Annotated in this window: 17 protein-coding genes; 12 read left to right on the top strand and 5 right to left on the bottom strand. The window is 66.1% G+C overall.

The genetic code is table 11. The annotated features are described in order from the left end of the window. Positions 1–181 precede the first annotated feature (181 nt). The 3 genes from AKN83_RS02765 to AKN83_RS02755 all read left to right on the top strand — a co-directional run bounded on the left by AKN83_RS02765 (position 182) and on the right by AKN83_RS02755 (position 2284). Positions 182–1126 carry a hypothetical protein gene (locus AKN83_RS02765; protein ID WP_050406446.1) on the top strand — a complete coding sequence of 315 codons (945 nt, stop codon included), beginning with the start codon at positions 182–184 and terminating at the stop codon, positions 1124–1126. 94 nt (positions 1127–1220) lie between these two features. Then, a complete protein-coding gene (locus AKN83_RS02760) occupies positions 1221–1826 on the top strand; it encodes a TetR/AcrR family transcriptional regulator (RefSeq protein WP_050406445.1) in 606 nt (201 codons plus the stop codon). Next, entirely contained in the window at positions 1823–2284 is a 462-nt protein-coding gene (locus AKN83_RS02755; RefSeq protein WP_050406444.1) for a PaaI family thioesterase, read from the top strand. The genes AKN83_RS02760 and AKN83_RS02755 overlap by 4 nt, the downstream gene beginning before the upstream one ends. Positions 2285–2413: 129 nt before the next feature. On the opposite strand, the gene rplI is transcribed toward AKN83_RS02755, so the two are convergent. The 4 genes from rplI to rpsF form a co-directional block, all read right to left on the bottom strand. Further along, on the bottom strand, positions 2414–3016 hold the full coding sequence (rplI, locus tag AKN83_RS02750) for a 50S ribosomal protein L9 (protein WP_050406443.1): 603 nt from the start codon (positions 3014–3016) through the stop codon (positions 2414–2416). Positions 3017–3068: 52 nt separating this feature from the next. Next, entirely contained in the window at positions 3069–4037 is a 969-nt protein-coding gene (locus tag AKN83_RS02745; RefSeq protein WP_063695157.1) for a hypothetical protein, read from the bottom strand. A 125-nt stretch (positions 4038–4162) separates the two neighbouring features. Then, on the bottom strand, positions 4163–4402 hold the full coding sequence (rpsR, locus tag AKN83_RS02740; RefSeq protein ID WP_016844287.1) for a 30S ribosomal protein S18: 240 nt from the start codon (positions 4400–4402) through the stop codon (positions 4163–4165). Positions 4403–4408: 6 nt separating this feature from the next. Then, positions 4409–4876: a 30S ribosomal protein S6 gene (gene rpsF / locus AKN83_RS02735; protein ID WP_050406442.1), complete on the bottom strand. Its 468-nt coding sequence runs from the start codon at positions 4874–4876 to the stop codon at positions 4409–4411. A 364-nt stretch (positions 4877–5240) separates the two neighbouring features. Between rpsF and AKN83_RS02730 the strand changes: the two genes are divergently transcribed. The 9 genes from AKN83_RS02730 (at position 5241) to gmk (ending at position 14038) form a co-directional block, all read left to right on the top strand. After that, the gene (locus tag AKN83_RS02730; RefSeq protein ID WP_050406441.1) at positions 5241–5951 is read left to right on the top strand and encodes a TetR/AcrR family transcriptional regulator C-terminal domain-containing protein; all 711 of its coding nucleotides are present in this window, start codon (positions 5241–5243) and stop codon (positions 5949–5951) included. After that, a complete protein-coding gene (locus AKN83_RS02725) occupies positions 5948–6973 on the top strand; it encodes a fatty acid desaturase family protein (protein ID WP_050406440.1) in 1026 nt (341 codons plus the stop codon). Before AKN83_RS02730 ends, AKN83_RS02725 begins: the two co-directional genes overlap by 4 nt. Positions 6974–7193: 220 nt before the next feature. Beyond that, positions 7194–8147: an ACP S-malonyltransferase gene (fabD, locus tag AKN83_RS02720; RefSeq protein ID WP_050406439.1), complete on the top strand. Its 954-nt coding sequence runs from the start codon at positions 7194–7196 to the stop codon at positions 8145–8147. Positions 8148–8168: 21 nt separating this feature from the next. Continuing rightward, positions 8169–8906 (top strand): 3-oxoacyl-[acyl-carrier-protein] reductase, encoded by a 738-nt coding sequence (gene fabG, locus AKN83_RS02715; RefSeq protein ID WP_024581467.1) that lies wholly within the window; start codon positions 8169–8171, stop codon positions 8904–8906. A 289-nt stretch (positions 8907–9195) separates the two neighbouring features. Further along, entirely contained in the window at positions 9196–9435 is a 240-nt protein-coding gene (locus AKN83_RS02710; RefSeq protein ID WP_002716125.1) for an acyl carrier protein, read from the top strand. A gap of 96 nt (positions 9436–9531) precedes the next feature. After that, positions 9532–10797 (top strand): beta-ketoacyl-ACP synthase II, encoded by a 1266-nt coding sequence (gene fabF, locus AKN83_RS02705; protein ID WP_050406438.1) that lies wholly within the window; start codon positions 9532–9534, stop codon positions 10795–10797. Positions 10798–11020: 223 nt separating this feature from the next. Beyond that, positions 11021–12280 carry an endolytic transglycosylase MltG gene (gene mltG, locus AKN83_RS02700; protein ID WP_050406437.1) on the top strand — a complete coding sequence of 420 codons (1260 nt, stop codon included), beginning with the start codon at positions 11021–11023 and terminating at the stop codon, positions 12278–12280. Positions 12281–12493: 213 nt separating this feature from the next. Further along, complete coding sequence (locus AKN83_RS02695; protein ID WP_050406436.1) at positions 12494–13381, top strand: YicC/YloC family endoribonuclease; 888 nt, start codon at positions 12494–12496, stop codon at positions 13379–13381. Between the two features lie 3 nt (positions 13382–13384). Next, positions 13385–14038, top strand: a complete 654-nt coding sequence (gene gmk, locus AKN83_RS02690; protein ID WP_050406435.1) for a guanylate kinase — start codon at positions 13385–13387, stop codon at positions 14036–14038. A 52-nt stretch (positions 14039–14090) separates the two neighbouring features. Here the strand turns inward: gmk and AKN83_RS02685 are convergent, their stop codons facing one another. Continuing rightward, positions 14091–15149, bottom strand: coding sequence for a hypothetical protein (locus AKN83_RS02685; RefSeq protein WP_050406434.1), 1059 nt, complete (start codon positions 15147–15149; stop codon positions 14091–14093). Between the last annotated feature and the right edge of the window lie 34 nt (positions 15150–15183).

Below are 15183 nucleotides of genomic sequence, written 5' to 3'. Positions count from 1 at the left end.
TAGGCAGGGAATTGGATAGCGCTATTGCGTTGTGCTCAAAGCCGATATTCCAAAATGTGACAATTGCGTGGATGCGTCACGCGCGCGCTTCCATTCGCGCGATAATCGGATAAAAGGTGACCGCCGCGGCCGATCCATGAGGCGCAGGCGGCGATTTTTCCGGAATCTGGAGACTTAAGGAATGTTGAGCCGAGCCCTCAGTCTGGCGACGGTGACGCTTCTGATTGGCCTGTCGGCCGTATCAGCGCAGGCGCAAAACCTCGAGGCCGGCAAAAGCCCCTCCCAGATTTTCGCCAACACCTGCACGGCCTGCCACAAAAGCCCGCGTGGTCTCCTGAAGACCGTGCCGGCCGGTTCGCTGCCGGGCTTCCTGCGTCAGCACTACACGACGTCGAGCGACATGGCCGGCGTGCTGGCGTCCTATCTGATCTCCAACGGCGCCAACGATCCGCGCTACCAGGCCAAGGATAACCCCCGGGGCGCCAAGGGCCGCGACGCCAGGCAGGAGGCAAACCAGTCTCCGGAGCAGCCGGCCGAACGCCCGTCGCGCCGGCAGCATCAGGGTGCGGCGCCACAGGAAGGCGCGAAGCCCGATGCCGACGGCTTGAATCCCGAAGGACGTCCCGCCCACCGCGGCCGCCGCATGGCGCGGCCGAGCGAGGCGCCTGATGCTGCCAAGCCGGACGATGGCCAGGCCCCGCAGGCCGCCGGCGAAGGCAAGCCGTCGCGCCAGAAGCATGGCCGTCGCGGCAAGCCGCTTGAGGAGCCGAAGTCCGACGAGGCGCCCAAGGGCGAGGCGGCGGGCGAGCAGCCCAAATCCCAGACCGCCGTCACACGCGAGGACAAGGGTGAAGCCGAGAAGCCGGCCAGGCCTGCCAGCCAGCCCGACACGGCCAAGGTCGAGGCGCCGAAGAGCAATGCGGGTGGCGAGCCGGCTGCCGTGCGATCGGACCCCGTTCCGCAGGTGACACCCGCAGCTCCCGCCGCTTCCCCTGCGCCGGAGCCAGCCGCCGCCGCTTCTCCCGCGCCGGCGCCCGCCGCGCCGCCGGTAACCGCGGCCGCGCCGCCACCGCCGCCCCCGACGACGCCGGGCTCCGGTCCGCCGGAAGCGCCGAGCTCGAAGTAATCGCCAACGCCGGGCCGTGAGGTCCGGCGTTATCATTTGACTGCCGCTAGAGTGTAGCTCTAGAGTATTGATCTAACGGTGAACGGAGCGGTCGTTGAGTACGGCGCGCGAAGACCTGTTGGCGGCGGGACTGGCGGTGTTCGACCGCGACGGGTTCGAGGGAGCGACGGTCGCCGAGATCCGCTCCCGCGCGCGCGCGTCCAACGGCAGCTTCTTCCATTTCTTCAGCTCGAAGAAGGAGCTCGCCGGAACCCTGTTCCTGGAGATCCTGCAGGCCTATCACGCCGCGATCATCACCGCGGTCGACGACACGCACGGCGCCGGCGAGGGTGTCGCGCGGCTGATCCGGGCCCACCTCGATTGGGTCGTGACCAACAGGCGCGAGGCCCGCTTCCTGTTCGAGATCTCGCGCAGCGAGTGGAGCGAGGAGGTGCGCGGCGCACAGCGCACCGAGAACTCCCGGCTTACTGACGGCATCGAGCGCTGGCGCGCGCCGCTGCTCGCGCGTGGCGAGTTGCTACCGATGAGCGCTGTGCTGTTCTTCAGCCAGATCATCGGGCCGGCGCAGATCTTCTGCCGCGCCTATCTGTCGGGCCGCCATCATGGCGACCCGCGCGAACAGGTCGAGACGCTGATCGCCTGCGCGATGCGCGCGGTGGTGGCGCCGGGTGCGCCGGAGCGAGCGGGAGGGACGTCATGAACCAGGCCGATCCGGACTTTGCGCCGATCGCCACGCGGATTCGCGACAATGTCGGCCGTCAGGGCTTCATGGGTCTTGTCGGAGCTGAAGTGGCCGAACTGTCGCGCGGTGCGTGCACGCTCGCGGTCGACCGCCGGCCTGAGTTGCTGCAGCAGCACGGCCTGTTTCACGGCGGGGTGACGGCGTTCTTGGTCGACAACGCCACCACGATCGCGGCGGCGACGTCGCGTGGCCAGCCGGCGCTGACGGCCGAGTACAAGCTGAACTTGCTGTCGCCGGCGTCTGGCGACCGCCTGATCTGTCGCGCGCGCGTGATCAAACCGGGACGTCAGGTCGCGGTCGTTGCGGCCGACGTGTTCTGCATCATCGACGGCAAGGAGAAGCACACCGCGACCGCACTGGCGTCGATCGCGATGCTCGACGATGAGGCGGCGGCGCGAATCCAAAGCCCGGCCTGATGGGGCCGGGCTTCGTAACGTTTTCGAGCGAAGTGGATACCGGTTCGCGTGAAGAAACCGCGTCAAAACCAGAATCGAGAGCATCGGTTCAGAACCGATGCTCTCGTCGGTGGAGCGATGAAGAGACGCTTACTTCTCTTCGGCAGCCGGAGCCGGCGCAGCCTCGTCGTCGTGCTGGGCTTCCGGATCGAAGAATTCGCCGGCGGCGGCGAGCGCCTCGGCGGCAGCGTCCTGGTCTTCCTGGCGGGTCGAGATGTCCTCGCCGCGCTTGATCCGCTCGGCCTCTTCGGCGGAGCGGGCGACCGTCACGGTGACGCTGGTCTCGACCTCGGGGTGAACCGCGATCGTGACCTTCTGCTGGCCGATCACCTTGATCGGCGAGTCGAGCCAGACCTGCGGACGGGCAACCTGCACGCCGTCGGCAGCCAACGCGGCGACGATGTCGCGCACCGTGACCGAGCCGAACAGCTGGCCCGATTCGGAGGCTTGGCGGATGATGACGATGTCGCGGCCGTCGATCTTCTCGGCGACCTTGGCGGCTTCGCCCTTGGCCTTGATGTTGTTGGCCTCGAGCTCGGCCTTCATGCCGTCATACTTGGCGCGGTTCGCCTCGGTGGCGCGCAGCGCCTTGCCGCGCTTCAGCAAGAAGTTGCGGGCGAACCCGTCCTTGACGCGCACGACCTCGCCCATCTGACCAAGCTTGGCAACGCGTTCCAGCAGAATGACTTCCATTTTCGTTCTCCTTTAGAGGCTAAGTATTGGGGTTACGTGGTTGGATCGAATGTCAGGCCGCGGGCAAAGGCGGCGGCCTGGTTTGCAGGTAGCGCTGGCGCAGTCCGAACACGGCGTCGGCAATGCCGAGCGCGAAGATCGCGACGATCGGCCAGCCGAACATGACGACGACGGCATAGATGCCGCCGAGCCAGAAGCCGCGATTGGCGAGCGACAGCGTCAGGGTGTGCAGCACTGCGAAGCCGACGAGCGCATAGGCGATCACGAGCGCCGCGGTGACGATCTGCGCCAGCAGCGCAAGCATGCCGCCGACGAAGCTGACGGCGATCGCCACCAGCAACGCGACCAGCGTCACGGCGGGGAGCGCGGTGCCGCGGAGCTCCGGCCACGGCCGGTTCAGCCGCCCGGAGGTTTGCGTGATCTTGCCGGCGAGCCACAGGTTGAGCGTCAGCGTGACCATCGCGATGACCGTTGCCGCGAGCGGCGCAAAGATCACCAACGCGTCGACGACCCGTTCGATGTCACTGCCGGCTTGACCTTCGCCGGCGCTGAGCATCTTGAGCAGGCCGCGCCGCAACGTGCCGGTGATCGTGTCGGTATCCATGCCAAGCGTCAGCAGCGCGGCGGTCGTGGTGACAATGGCGAAGGCCGCGATCCAGAGCAGGATACGGCCGACGGGATACCACTCGAGCGCAGGCGCCTGCTGGGCAGCGCTATCGGCGGCTGCGCCCGCGATCGGCCGTCCGAGCAGAGCGAGATGGCCGAGCCACCAGCCGGGCAGGGCGACCATCATGGCAAACGCGATGCAATAGGGAAGTCCGAACAGCACGCCGAGCACGGACGCCGCAGCGATACCGCCGATGGCGGCGGCGAGCGGGCCCCAGCCGAGCGCCGTCACCATCAGAGGCAGCGGCGCTAGATAGAACAGCAATATCGAGACCGCCGCGCCCGAAACGATCGAGGCGAACATCAACGCCGACGCGGCGCCGGCGACAAGTGCAACAATGAGTATCGTGATCATCAGCTGTCCCGCCCCCTTTGAGCGGTTAGGGGTTCTGCTTCGAGAACCCCAACCATCGGCGACCGGACGACCCGGAAGCCTTATGAGATGAGCGGCCGGCGGCAGGCGCCGCCGGCCGGAAACGGTCAGCGAATAACGTAAGGCAGCAGGCCGAGGAAGCGCGCGCGCTTGATGGCGCGGGCGAGCTCACGCTGCTTCTTGGCGGACACGGCCGTGATGCGGCTCGGCACGATCTTGCCGCGCTCGGAGACGTAACGCATCAGCAGCTTGGAATCCTTGTAATCGATCTTCGGCGCATTCGCGCCCGTGAACGGGCAGGACTTGCGACGACGGAAAAACGGACGGCGGGCACCAGCATCAGCCATGATTCATTACTCCTCGGTCGCAGCTTCTTCGTCGCGCGGACGGCGCGGACCACGGTCGCCACGGAAACCACCACCTTCACGGTCACCACGGAAACCGCCTTCGCGGTCGCCACGGAAGCCGCCGCCACGGTCATCGCGCTCGCGGTCACGGTCGGCCTTGCGCATCATCGCGGACGGGCCTTCCTCGTGCTCTTCGACGCGCACGGTGAGATAACGGATGACGTCTTCGCTGATCCGCTCCTGGCGCTCGATCTCGGTGACGACAGCCGACGGTGCGTCGATGTTCATCAGCACGAAATGCGCCTTGCGGTTCTTGTTCATGCGGTAGGTGAGGGAGCGCACGCCCCAGCTCTCGGTCTTGGTGACCTTGCCGCCGCCCTGTTCGACGATGCCCGTCATCTGGGCCGTCAGTTCATCCACCTGCTGGGTGCTCGCATCCTGACGCGCGAGAAAAACATGCTCATAAAGAGGCATGGTTGTCCTTTCCTAAAGTTGGCGCGGTTTCCGGCGACAAGCCCTTCGAGACCTTCGGAAAGGACTCGAGCTGCTCAGAAGGCGGGAGCACGGGACGACGGGCCGACTGGCCCTGCCACATCAAAATCGCCACATCAAAATGAAAGGGTGAATCTGCTGAGACCGTCCGTTCAGCTCCCGGCCGGAGCCCACGAATGGCGCGCTTATACGGATTTTGGCCGCGAACGCAAGGGTCCGCAGAGCGGGCTGGCCCCTGGATTTGCGAGGGGTCGTAGCCCTCCGGGCCGCTCGGCGCAACTTCGCGGAGTTCCGAGTTGATTTCTTTGTTTGTATGTCATACAAATATCTCACGGGAGGATGATCGATGGGTTCGGAGACCGCCAGCGGCATGCCCGCGCCCGATCCGAAGCACGCGGTCCGCGCGACACGGTCGGCGGGACGCAAGATGCGCTCGCTGTTGCTCGATGCCGCCAGCCGCCTGTTCAAGGAGCGCGGGCTCTCGGGCACGTCGATCTCCGACATTGCCGCAGCGGCAGACGCCTTCCCGAGCCAGATCACCTATTACTTCCGCACCAAGGAAGCGCTGTTCGTCGAAGCCGCCAGCCGCGACATGCTTTACCTCGCGCGCGCGACCGAGCAGGCCGCCCTGAAGGCCCACACGCCGCGCGATTACACCCGCGCCCTGGCCGAGACCGTGACCGCGACCGACACGGTCGCCTTCTTCGCCGAGGCTTTGACGCTGACACGGCGCCGGCAGGACCTCGCGCCTTTGGTCGAGCGCACCATCGAACGTCTGCACAGCGAGGGAGCGCGCGCCTATGCGGGCCAGGTCGAGCGGCACGGCTGGCGCTCGCTGCGCGCGCCCGAGGAGAGCTCGCGGCGGTTCTGGGCGATTGCGATCGGCGTGATCGTCGAGGGTTTTGCGATGGGGCGCGCCGCCGAGGAGATGTGCCGCGAATTGCTGCGCGCGCTCGGCGAGCAGGCGACATCGCCATCGATGAATGATGGATCGCGGCTGCGCATCGTCGGCGACCGCGATCATTCATCCGCAACGGACGGGGAGACCAGCTCATGACCGCGCTTCGCATGCGTGCCCGCGATTTCCTCACCGAGGACGAACTGGTCGCCGTCCGGCAACGCACGACGTGGAAGGGCGCAGCCCTGATCGTGCACGCCTGGGCGCTGATCCTGGGCGCGATCGCGCTGGTCGCATGGTGGCCCAATCCGCTGACTTATCTGCTCGCGGTCGCGATCATCGGCTCGCGCCAGCTCGGGCTTGCGATCCTGATGCACGACGGTGCGCATGGCTGTCTTTCCGCCAACGAGAACACCAATCTGACGCTGAGCCAGTGGTTTTGCGCCTATCCGATCTTCGCGGAAACCCGCGGCTATCGCCGCTATCATCTGCAGCACCATGCAAGGACGCAGCAGCAGGATGATCCGGACCTCGTGCTGTCGGCGCCGTTTCCGATCACGAAGATGAGCTACCGCCGGAAATTCCTCCGCGACATCACCGGGCAGACCGGCTACCAGCAGCGCAAGGCGCAACTGCTCAATGCGATCGGGCCGAAAGACTGGCCGCTATCGCGGCGCGCCGCCAATTTCTGGCAGAAGCTCGGGCCGCAATGCGTCACCAACGCGTTGCTGTTCGCAGGCCTTGCCGCCGCCGGCGTGTGGTGGGCCTATCCGCTGTTGTGGCTGGTGCCGCTCTTGACCTGGATGATGGTGATCACGCGGATCCGCAACATCGCCGAACATGCCGTCGTGCCCGACAGCGCCGATCCCTTGCGCAACACCCGCACCACGCGGGCCAATGTGCTCGAGCGGCTGTTCATCGCGCCGTACTACGTAAACTACCACCTCGAGCATCACCTGCTGTTCTACGTGCCGTGCTACAACCTGCCGCGCGTCCACCGTATCCTGAGCGGAAGCCGCTATGCCGACCGGATGGAAGTCCAGCCCGGCTATGCCGCCGTGCTGCGGCTGGCGACCGCCAGGCCCAATCGGGAAGACCGCCAGGGCCAACTGGTCAACAGCGCGCGCCGGGCGAGGGCGGGCGCCGAGGTTAACGCCGACCAGAATGCCGGTGGATTCTAGGCCGGGCCGGCCCCGGCATCCCCAGGGTTCCGCGCGCGCGGCTTGACATCGCGCCCCCCATCAGTGTCTTACGGCCCGGTCCGGGGCCAGTTGCAAGATTTGGTTGCAGGGAATTGGTCCGGACCCGCTGTGGCGCGTTTCGCGCGACGGGATACCGTTTTCCCCTGCGGCAGGCGCGGCGCTTGCGCGGGGATCACGCTCAACAAGGTAGGGAGCGCCGATGACGGCAGCATTCACATTTCCCGGTCAGGGCTCGCAGGCGGTTGGCATGGGCAAGGCCCTGGCCGAGGCCTTTCCGGTCGCCAAAGCCGTGTTCGACGAGGTCGATTCCGCGCTCGGCGAGAAGCTGACCGCGATCATCTGGGACGGTCCGGGCGAGACGTTGCAGCTGACGGAAAATGCCCAGCCGGCGCTGATGGCGGTGTCGATCGCCACCTTGCGCGTGCTCGAGAGCGAGGCCGGCTTCTCGGTCGGCCAGAACGCTGCCTTCGTGGCCGGGCACTCGCTCGGCGAGTATTCGGCGCTCGCCGCCGCCGGCAGCCTCAGCATCAGCGACACCGCGCGGCTGCTGCGCACCCGCGGGCTGGCGATGCAGAAGGCGGTGCCGGTCGGCGCCGGTGCGATGGCGGCGCTGCTCGGCCTCGATTACGAGGCGGCGGTCGCGGTCGCCAACGAGGCGGCGCAGGGCCAGGTCTGCCAGGCCGCCAATGACAATGGCGGCGGTCAGGTGGTGGTCTCCGGCGACAAGGCGGCCGTCGATCGCGCGGTCGAGATCGCGAAGACCAAGGGGGCAAAGCGCGCCATGCTGCTGCCGGTGTCGGCGCCGTTCCACTGCAAGCTGATGCAGCCGGCGGCCGATGCGATGGCGGAGGCGCTGTCCGGCGTGACCATCAAGGCGCCGGCATCGCCGCTCGTCTCCAACGTGCTGGCCTCCGCGATATCAGATCCTGATGAGATCCGCCGCCGCCTGGTCGAGCAGGTCACCGGGACCGTTCGCTGGCGCGAGTCGGTTGCCTATATGGCAGGCCAGGGCGTGACGCGGTTCTTCGAGATCGGCGCCGGCAAGGTGCTGAGCGGCCTCGTCAAGCGCATCGCAGATGGTGCGGTCGGCGTGTCGGTCGGCGGCCCGAACGATATCGCTGCGGCCAAGGACGCGCTGGCAGCATCGGCCTGAAGCAGCCGGAAGGAGAATTCGATGTTTGATCTGACTGGCAAGACGGCGCTCGTGACGGGTGCAACCGGCGGCATCGGCGGCGCGATCGCGCAGGCGCTGCATGCGCAGGGCGCGACGGTCGCGATTTCGGGGACGCGGCGCGAGGTGTTGGACGGCTTTGCGGCCAAGCTCGGCGAGCGCGTTCACGTGCTGCCGTGCAATCTCTCGAGCAAGGATGATGTCGAGGCGCTGGTGCCGGCGGCGGAGGCCGCGATGGGGCAGGTCGACATCCTGATCGCCAATGCCGGCATCACCCGCGACAATCTGTTCGTGCAATTGCGCGACGAGGATTGGGACGACGTGATTGCGGTGAACCTGACCGCGACGTTCCGCCTGGCGCGCGCGGCGACCAAATTGATGATGCGCAAGCGCTTCGGCCGCATCATCGCGATCACCTCGATCGTCGGCGTCACCGGCAATCCGGGGCAGGGCAACTACACCGCGTCGAAGGCCGGCATCATCGGCCTGATCAAGACGTTGGGCGCCGAATACGCCAAGCGCGGCGTGACCGCGAACTGCATCGCGCCGGGCTTCATCAAGACGCCGATGACCGATGCGCTCAACGACAAGCAGCGCGAAACCATCCTGGCGAAGGTTCCTGCGGCGCGGCTCGGAACACCCGAGGATATCGCTGCGGCAGCCGTCTATCTGGCCTCGAACGAGGCCGCCTACGTCACCGGACAGACGATTCACGTCAACGGCGGGATGGCTATGATTTGAGCTGGTTGCCGGTTCTCGCAATGCGGCGAAAAGCCGTTTTCGGGAGCCGGTTCAGGCGTGTAGTCAAGGCTTGGGAAGTATGATAGCTGAACCCCCCATGGATGGGCAAAGAACGCCATTGCAGGATTTTGAAACCCTGTATATTGGCGTGGCGACGCCTGCCGTTCGCCGGGGCTTTAGTCGGCTACGACCGGGCCGAATCAAGACTATGCGCGACTGAGTAATCGAGACGACCACGATGGCTCGTATCGTCTTGGGGTCGGGTCCAATGGAACAACGAGGTTGAACGATGAGTGAGATTGGCGAGCGGGTTAAGAAGATTGTGGTCGAGCACCTTGGTGTCGAACCCGAGAAGGTGGTCGATAGCGCGAGCTTCATCGATGACCTCGGCGCCGACAGCCTCGACACGGTCGAGCTCGTGATGGCTTTCGAAGAAGAATTCGGTTGCGAGATTCCCGACGACGCGGCGGAGACGATCCTGACCGTGGGCGACGCGACCAAGTTTCTTGAGAAGAACGCGAAGAGCTGACGCCGATCGCGAAGTTGACGGGGCCGGACGGACCGTGATCGAGCGGTCCCCCGGCTTCTTATTATGAGCCGCGCATTGCTGGCCGGAGACGTGGAAATGAGACGAGTTGTCGTCACGGGGCTGGGCATGCTTACACCGCTCGGCTGCGGCGTTGACGCGACTTGGGCGCGCATCCTCGCCGGCGACAGCGGCTGCAAGAAGATCGACACCTTCGAAGTGTCCGACCTGCCGAGCCAGGTCGCCTGCTACATTCCGCGTGGCGACGGCTCTGGCGGCACCTTCAATCCCGATCAGTGGATGGAGCCGAAGGACCAGCGCAAGGTCGACGACTTCATCCTCTATGCGATGTGCGCGGCCAAGCAGGCGCTCGACGATGCCGACTGGCATCCGAAATCCGATGAGGACCAGTTCGCCACCGGCACGATGATCGGCTCCGGCATTGGCGGCCTCACCGGCATTGCCGAGACCGCGGTGCTGCTGAAGGAGCGTGGACCGCGCAGGATCTCTCCCTTCTTCATTCCGGGCCGCCTGATCAATCTGGCGTCCGGCTACGTCTCGATCGAGCACGGCCTCAAGGGCCCCAATCATGCGGTCGTCACGGCGTGCTCGACCGGCGCGCATGCGGTCGGTGACGCAGCCCGGCTGATCGCGCTCGGCGATGCCGAGGTGATGGTCGCGGGCGGCGCCGAATCGCCGATCTCGCGCATCGGCATCGCCGGCTTCTGCGCGGCGCGCGCACTGTCCACCGGCTTCAACGACACCCCGCAAAAGGCATCGCGGCCGTACGACAAGGATCGCGACGGCTTCGTGATGGGTGAGGGCGCCGGCGTCCTCGTGCTCGAGGAATACGAGCACGCCAAGCGCCGTGGCGCGAAGATCTACGCCGAGGTCACCGGCTACGGCCTGTCGGGCGATGCCTTCCACATCACATCGCCGCCGCCGGACGGCAATGGCGGCTTCCGCAGCATGAGCATGGCGCTGAAGCGCGCCGGCCTGGCGGCCTCCGATCTCGACTACATCAACGCGCACGGCACCTCGACGCAGGTCGGCGACGAGATCGAGCTCGGCGCAGTCGAGCGTCTGCTCGGCAATGCGGCTTCGAAGGTCTCGATGTCGTCGACCAAGTCCGCGACCGGACATCTGCTCGGCGCGGCCGGTGCGATCGAGGCGATCTTCGCGGTGCTGGCGATTCGCGATAATGTGGTGCCGCCAACCATCAATCTCGACAATCCGTCGGTGCAAACGGCGATCGATCTTGTGCCGCATACGTCGCGCAAGCGTGACGTCAATGTGGCGCTGTCCAATTCCTTCGGTTTCGGCGGCACCAACGCCTCCGTGATCGTGCAGCGCGTGACCAATTAGTAGGTCGTTAGAGCGTTTTCGAGCGAAGTGGGTACCGGTTCGCGCGAGGAAAACGCGTCAAAAACAATCTAAAGTCCCGGTTCGATTCGATCGGAACGGGACTTTAGAACTAGTCCACCGTTTTGCCGTATTCCGCGGTGACTCCTAATAGCGGGCGTATGCTATTGGCAGGGCAGGGGTTTGTCCGGCCACGATTCAACCGGCAGGATATTGGTTTGCATCGATGAGTGAGAGGCCGCCCATTTCTCCAAGGAGTCCACGTGCCGCGCTGGAGCCCGAACAGGTTCCGCCGCCGCCCAAGCGCTCGGATCGTGCCCGCAATCCCTTCGTGATCGTCGGCAATGCCATCTTCACCATCCTGATCATCCTGATGATCGGCGCCGGTGCCACCTACTATTACGGCAAGCAGACGCTGGAATCGCCGGGGCCGCTGCAGGAGGACAAGATCGTCAACATCCCCGCGCGCGCGGGCAAGCGTGACATCGCCGACGTGCTGTCGCGCGAGGGCGTGATCAACGTCAATCCGTGGGTCTTCATCGGCAGCGTGTTTGCGCTGAAGGCGAGCTCCGACCTCAAGCCCGGCGAATATTCGTTCCAGAAAAACGCGAGCCTGCGCGACGTCATTGCGACCATCGTCGACGGCAAGGTGGTGCAGCACGCCATCACGATCCCGGAAGGTCTGACCTCGGAGCAGATCGTGACGCGGCTGTCCGACAACGACATCTTCACCGGCTCGGTGCGCGAGATTCCGCGCGAAGGCACGTTGTTGCCGGAGACCTACAAATTCCCGCGCGGCACCACGCGCGACCAGGTGATCCAGCGCTTGCAGCAGGCGCAGAAGCGTGTGCTTGCCGAGATCTGGGAACGCCGCAACACCGACTTGCCGCTGAAATCGCCGGACCAGCTGGTGACGCTGGCCTCGATCGTCGAGAAGGAAACCGGCCGCGCCGACGAGCGCAGCCGTGTTGCCGCGGTGTTCGTCAACCGCCTGCGGCAGAGGATGAAGCTGCAGTCCGACCCGACCATCATCTACGGCCTGGTGGGCGGCAAGGGCACGCTGGGGCGTCCGATCAAGCGCAGCGAGATCACGCAGCCGTCGCCCTACAACACCTATGTCATCGACGGGCTGCCGCCCGGGCCGATCGCCAATCCCGGCCGCGCTTCGCTGGAGGCGACCGCCAATCCGGCGCGCACGCGCGACCTGTTCTTCGTTGCCGACGGAACCGGCGGCCACGCCTTTACCGAAACCTACGACCAGCACGCCAAGAACGTCGCCAAGCTGCGCGCATCGGAAAAGCAGATCCAGAACGACACCGTCGAACCCGCGGATGATCCGGCGCCCGCCGCCGCGGCGCCCGGGGCCGCCGACACCAATCCCACGGCGGCCACGCCGCCGAAGCCCACCAATCAGAAGAAGCCGCCGCGCAGCGGTCGCCAGGGCGCAGCCCAGCAGACCACTTCGCCGCCCGTCGTGCAGCGCTAAAGCGCGATGCGATCATCGCGCCTTAGCTTCTTGTTCGAGCATGGTCTTTCGGAAATCCGCTTCACACTTTTCCGGATCATGCTGTAGCTCTGCATTGTGAGGGTGGAACGTAATTCCACTTTCACGGAATCCGTTTTAAGGTCGCACCGGCTGCCCACGAGTCTCGTCGTCTCCGGGGTGAGTCCCATATCCTTCTGTTGGAGAGTCCACGCGATGGCGCTATCGAGCATGACCGGCTTTGCCCGAAGCCATGGCGCGAGTGGTCCCTATACGTTCGAGTGGGAGCTGAAGTCGGTCAACGCCAAGGGCTTTGACCTGCGGTTGCGGCTGCCGCAGGGCTGGGACGAACTGGAAGCCCTCGCCAAGAAGCGGGCCAGCGAGTTGCTGTCGCGCGGCACGGTCTACGCCAATCTCAGCGTCAAGCGCACCGATGCGGCGCAGACCATCCGGATCAATGAGGATGTGCTCGCCGCGGTCGTGAAGGTCGCGGGTGAGCTCGCGCAGCGGATCGACGCAGTGGCGCCGAGCATCGACGGACTGCTCGGCATCAAGGGCGTCGTCGAGGTGGTCGAGCCTGCGAGCGATGAGGACGAAGACAAGGCGGCACGCGAGGCGGCGGCGAAGGCGTTCGAGCAGGCGCTCGGCAGCCTCGTCGAGATGCGCCGCCGCGAGGGCGATGCGCTGGGCCAGATCCTGATGCAGCGGATGGACGAGATCGAGCGGCTCGCCAAGCGCGCGGAGGCGGCTCCCGGCCGCAGGCCCGAGGCGATCAAGGCGCGGCTCGCCGAGCAGATCGCGGCATTGCTGGAGACCTCCGATCGCTTCGATGCCGACCGGCTGAGCCAGGAGGCGATCCTGATCGCCACCAAGGCCGATATCCGCGAGGAGCTCGACCGCATCGCCTCGCACATCGGCCAGGCGCGCGAGATGATCGGCAAGGGCGGACCGGTCGGGCGCCGGCTCGACTTCCTCGCCCAGGAGTTCAACCGCGAGGTCAACACCTGCTGCTCGAAGTCGAACGACGTCGAGCTGACCAATACCGGTCTTGAGATGAAGAACGTGGTCGAGCAGTTCCGCGAACAGGTCCAGAATCTGGAGTGAGAGATGACGGCGCAGGGTTTTGACGGCGTTGAGCGGCGCGGACTGATGTTCGTTCTGTCGTCGCCCTCGGGCGCCGGCAAGACGACGCTGTCGCGCATGCTGATCGACCGCATGCCGGGGCTGAGGATGTCGGTGTCGGCGACCACGCGACCGAAGCGGCCGGGCGAGGTCGAGGGGTGCGACTACTTCTTTGTCGACAAGGCGAAGTTCGAGGCGATGGCCAAGCAGGGTGAGCTGCTGGAGTGGGCCACCGTGTTCGACAACCGCTACGGCACGCCGCGCGCGCCGGTCGAGGCTGCGCTCGCGGCCGGCGAGGACGTGCTGTTCGACATCGACTGGCAGGGCACCCAGCAGTTGCGCGAGAAGGCGCGCGCCGACGTGGTCAGCGTCTTCATCCTGCCGCCGTCAGCCGCCGATCTCGAGAAGCGGCTTCACACCCGTGCGCAGGATTCCGAACAGGTCATCCGCGGGCGGATGAACCGCGCCACCCATGAGCTGAGCCACTGGGCGGAATACGACTACATCGTCGTCAACCAGAACGTCGACGACGCCTTTGCCGAGGTGCAGTCGATCCTGAAGGCCGAGCGTCTCAAGCGAGAACGCCGCACCGGCCTCACCGAGTTCGTGCGCGGCCTGCAGCGTCAGCTCGAGAAGTAACGCTTCGGAACCATGATGCGATCCGGGGATCGCATCATGTCTCATCTGCCCTCTAATTCGCCGCGCTGCGCGCCAGCCGCTGCAGCATCGCGGCGATCTGCTTGTTGTCCTGCTCGGTTTGATCCGGCTCGCGCGCCGTCGTCTCGCGGCGAGCAGCCGGCGTCTCGGCGCGGCGCGGAACCGGTGTCTCTGACCGGCGCGGCGCGGCCTCCGACAGGCGCAGCGGACGGTCGCGGCTGACGACTGCCATCGGCGGCGCCGGCTCGGTGTGGAGTGAATCCCAGGGCGCACGCCATTCGTCGCTGATCTCGTAAGGCGGCGTGCGGGTGCGGGTCAGCCGGAACACCAGCGCGCTGACCAGGCCGGCCAGTGCCAGCGCGCCGACCATCACGATCAGCAGCATCTGGGTCGAGGATGAAGACTTGTCGGGGGACGCCTCCGCTGTCGCGGGGGCGGTGGCCTGTGCCGGCGCGGCCGCCTGTTGCGCCGTCGTATCGGCCTGCGCGAGCACGGTCGGCTGGTCCGCGGTGTGACGGGTTCCGTTGGTGCCGGCCATACTCGACGCATCCAGCCATCTGGCGTTCACATCGGACGCCTGGGCGTTCGTGCCTGACGCCGCCGGATCGGTCGTCGCTGCCGCACCGCCGGCTTGACCGGCAGGGGCGACCGGCGCGGCCACGGCCTGCGGTGAGGGCCATTCGGCATGGGCATCGGCGACGGACTTGCGCATGGCCGGCTGGGGCGCCGGTTGGCCCTGTGGCGGGGTTGCGTCGGCCGTCGCCGTGTCGGGCGCGGCCGCAGGCTGCTGCTGCGCTGTCGTGGTCTTCGCGTTGGTCTTGGCGTCGGCCTTGGCGACGGTTTTGGCCTTGGCGTCACCGAGATACCAGCACTTCTTTTGGGTGCTGCGGTCGAGGTGATAGAACCAGTGGCTTCCCGCAGGTGCGGTTCCCTTCGGCGCGGACTGACAGGTGTCAGCCGTTTTGTCAGCCGTCTTGGCATTCGCAGTAGTGGTGCTCGCCGTATCGGCGGCGTTCTGGGCCATGGCGCTGAAGGCGCCGGCCAACATGCTGGCGGCAAGCGCGGCCGCGAATTTCGCTGAACGATTTGACATACGCGTCCCCGGTATTCTTTTTTACGCAAAACGC

Source organism: Bradyrhizobium embrapense (assembly GCF_001189235.2).
Taxonomy (GTDB): domain Bacteria; phylum Pseudomonadota; class Alphaproteobacteria; order Rhizobiales; family Xanthobacteraceae; genus Bradyrhizobium; species Bradyrhizobium embrapense.
This window is presented reverse-complemented; position numbering and strand designations above follow the sequence as displayed.

Excerpts from the sequence above, each read along its gene's own strand:
- AKN83_RS02765 (WP_050406446.1), top strand. The coding sequence starts at position 182 with ATGTTGAGCCGAGCCCTCAGTCTGGCGACGGTGACGCTTCTGATTGGC.
- AKN83_RS02755 (WP_050406444.1), top strand. The coding sequence starts at position 1,823 with ATGAACCAGGCCGATCCGGACTTTGCGCCGATCGCCACGCGGATTCGC.
- rplI (WP_050406443.1), bottom strand. The coding sequence starts at position 3,016 with ATGGAAGTCATTCTGCTGGAACGCGTTGCCAAGCTTGGTCAGATGGGC.
- AKN83_RS02745 (WP_063695157.1), bottom strand. The coding sequence starts at position 4,037 with ATGATCACGATACTCATTGTTGCACTTGTCGCCGGCGCCGCGTCGGCG.
- rpsR (WP_016844287.1), bottom strand. The coding sequence starts at position 4,402 with ATGGCTGATGCTGGTGCCCGCCGTCCGTTTTTCCGTCGTCGCAAGTCC.
- rpsF (WP_050406442.1), bottom strand. The coding sequence starts at position 4,876 with ATGCCTCTTTATGAGCATGTTTTTCTCGCGCGTCAGGATGCGAGCACC.
- AKN83_RS02730 (WP_050406441.1), top strand. The coding sequence starts at position 5,241 with ATGGGTTCGGAGACCGCCAGCGGCATGCCCGCGCCCGATCCGAAGCAC.
- AKN83_RS02725 (WP_050406440.1), top strand. The coding sequence starts at position 5,948 with ATGACCGCGCTTCGCATGCGTGCCCGCGATTTCCTCACCGAGGACGAA.
- fabD (WP_050406439.1), top strand. The coding sequence starts at position 7,194 with ATGACGGCAGCATTCACATTTCCCGGTCAGGGCTCGCAGGCGGTTGGC.
- fabG (WP_024581467.1), top strand. The coding sequence starts at position 8,169 with ATGTTTGATCTGACTGGCAAGACGGCGCTCGTGACGGGTGCAACCGGC.
- AKN83_RS02710 (WP_002716125.1), top strand. The coding sequence starts at position 9,196 with ATGAGTGAGATTGGCGAGCGGGTTAAGAAGATTGTGGTCGAGCACCTT.
- fabF (WP_050406438.1), top strand. The coding sequence starts at position 9,532 with ATGAGACGAGTTGTCGTCACGGGGCTGGGCATGCTTACACCGCTCGGC.
- mltG (WP_050406437.1), top strand. The coding sequence starts at position 11,021 with ATGAGTGAGAGGCCGCCCATTTCTCCAAGGAGTCCACGTGCCGCGCTG.
- AKN83_RS02695 (WP_050406436.1), top strand. The coding sequence starts at position 12,494 with ATGGCGCTATCGAGCATGACCGGCTTTGCCCGAAGCCATGGCGCGAGT.
- gmk (WP_050406435.1), top strand. The coding sequence starts at position 13,385 with ATGACGGCGCAGGGTTTTGACGGCGTTGAGCGGCGCGGACTGATGTTC.
- AKN83_RS02685 (WP_050406434.1), bottom strand. The coding sequence starts at position 15,149 with ATGTCAAATCGTTCAGCGAAATTCGCGGCCGCGCTTGCCGCCAGCATG.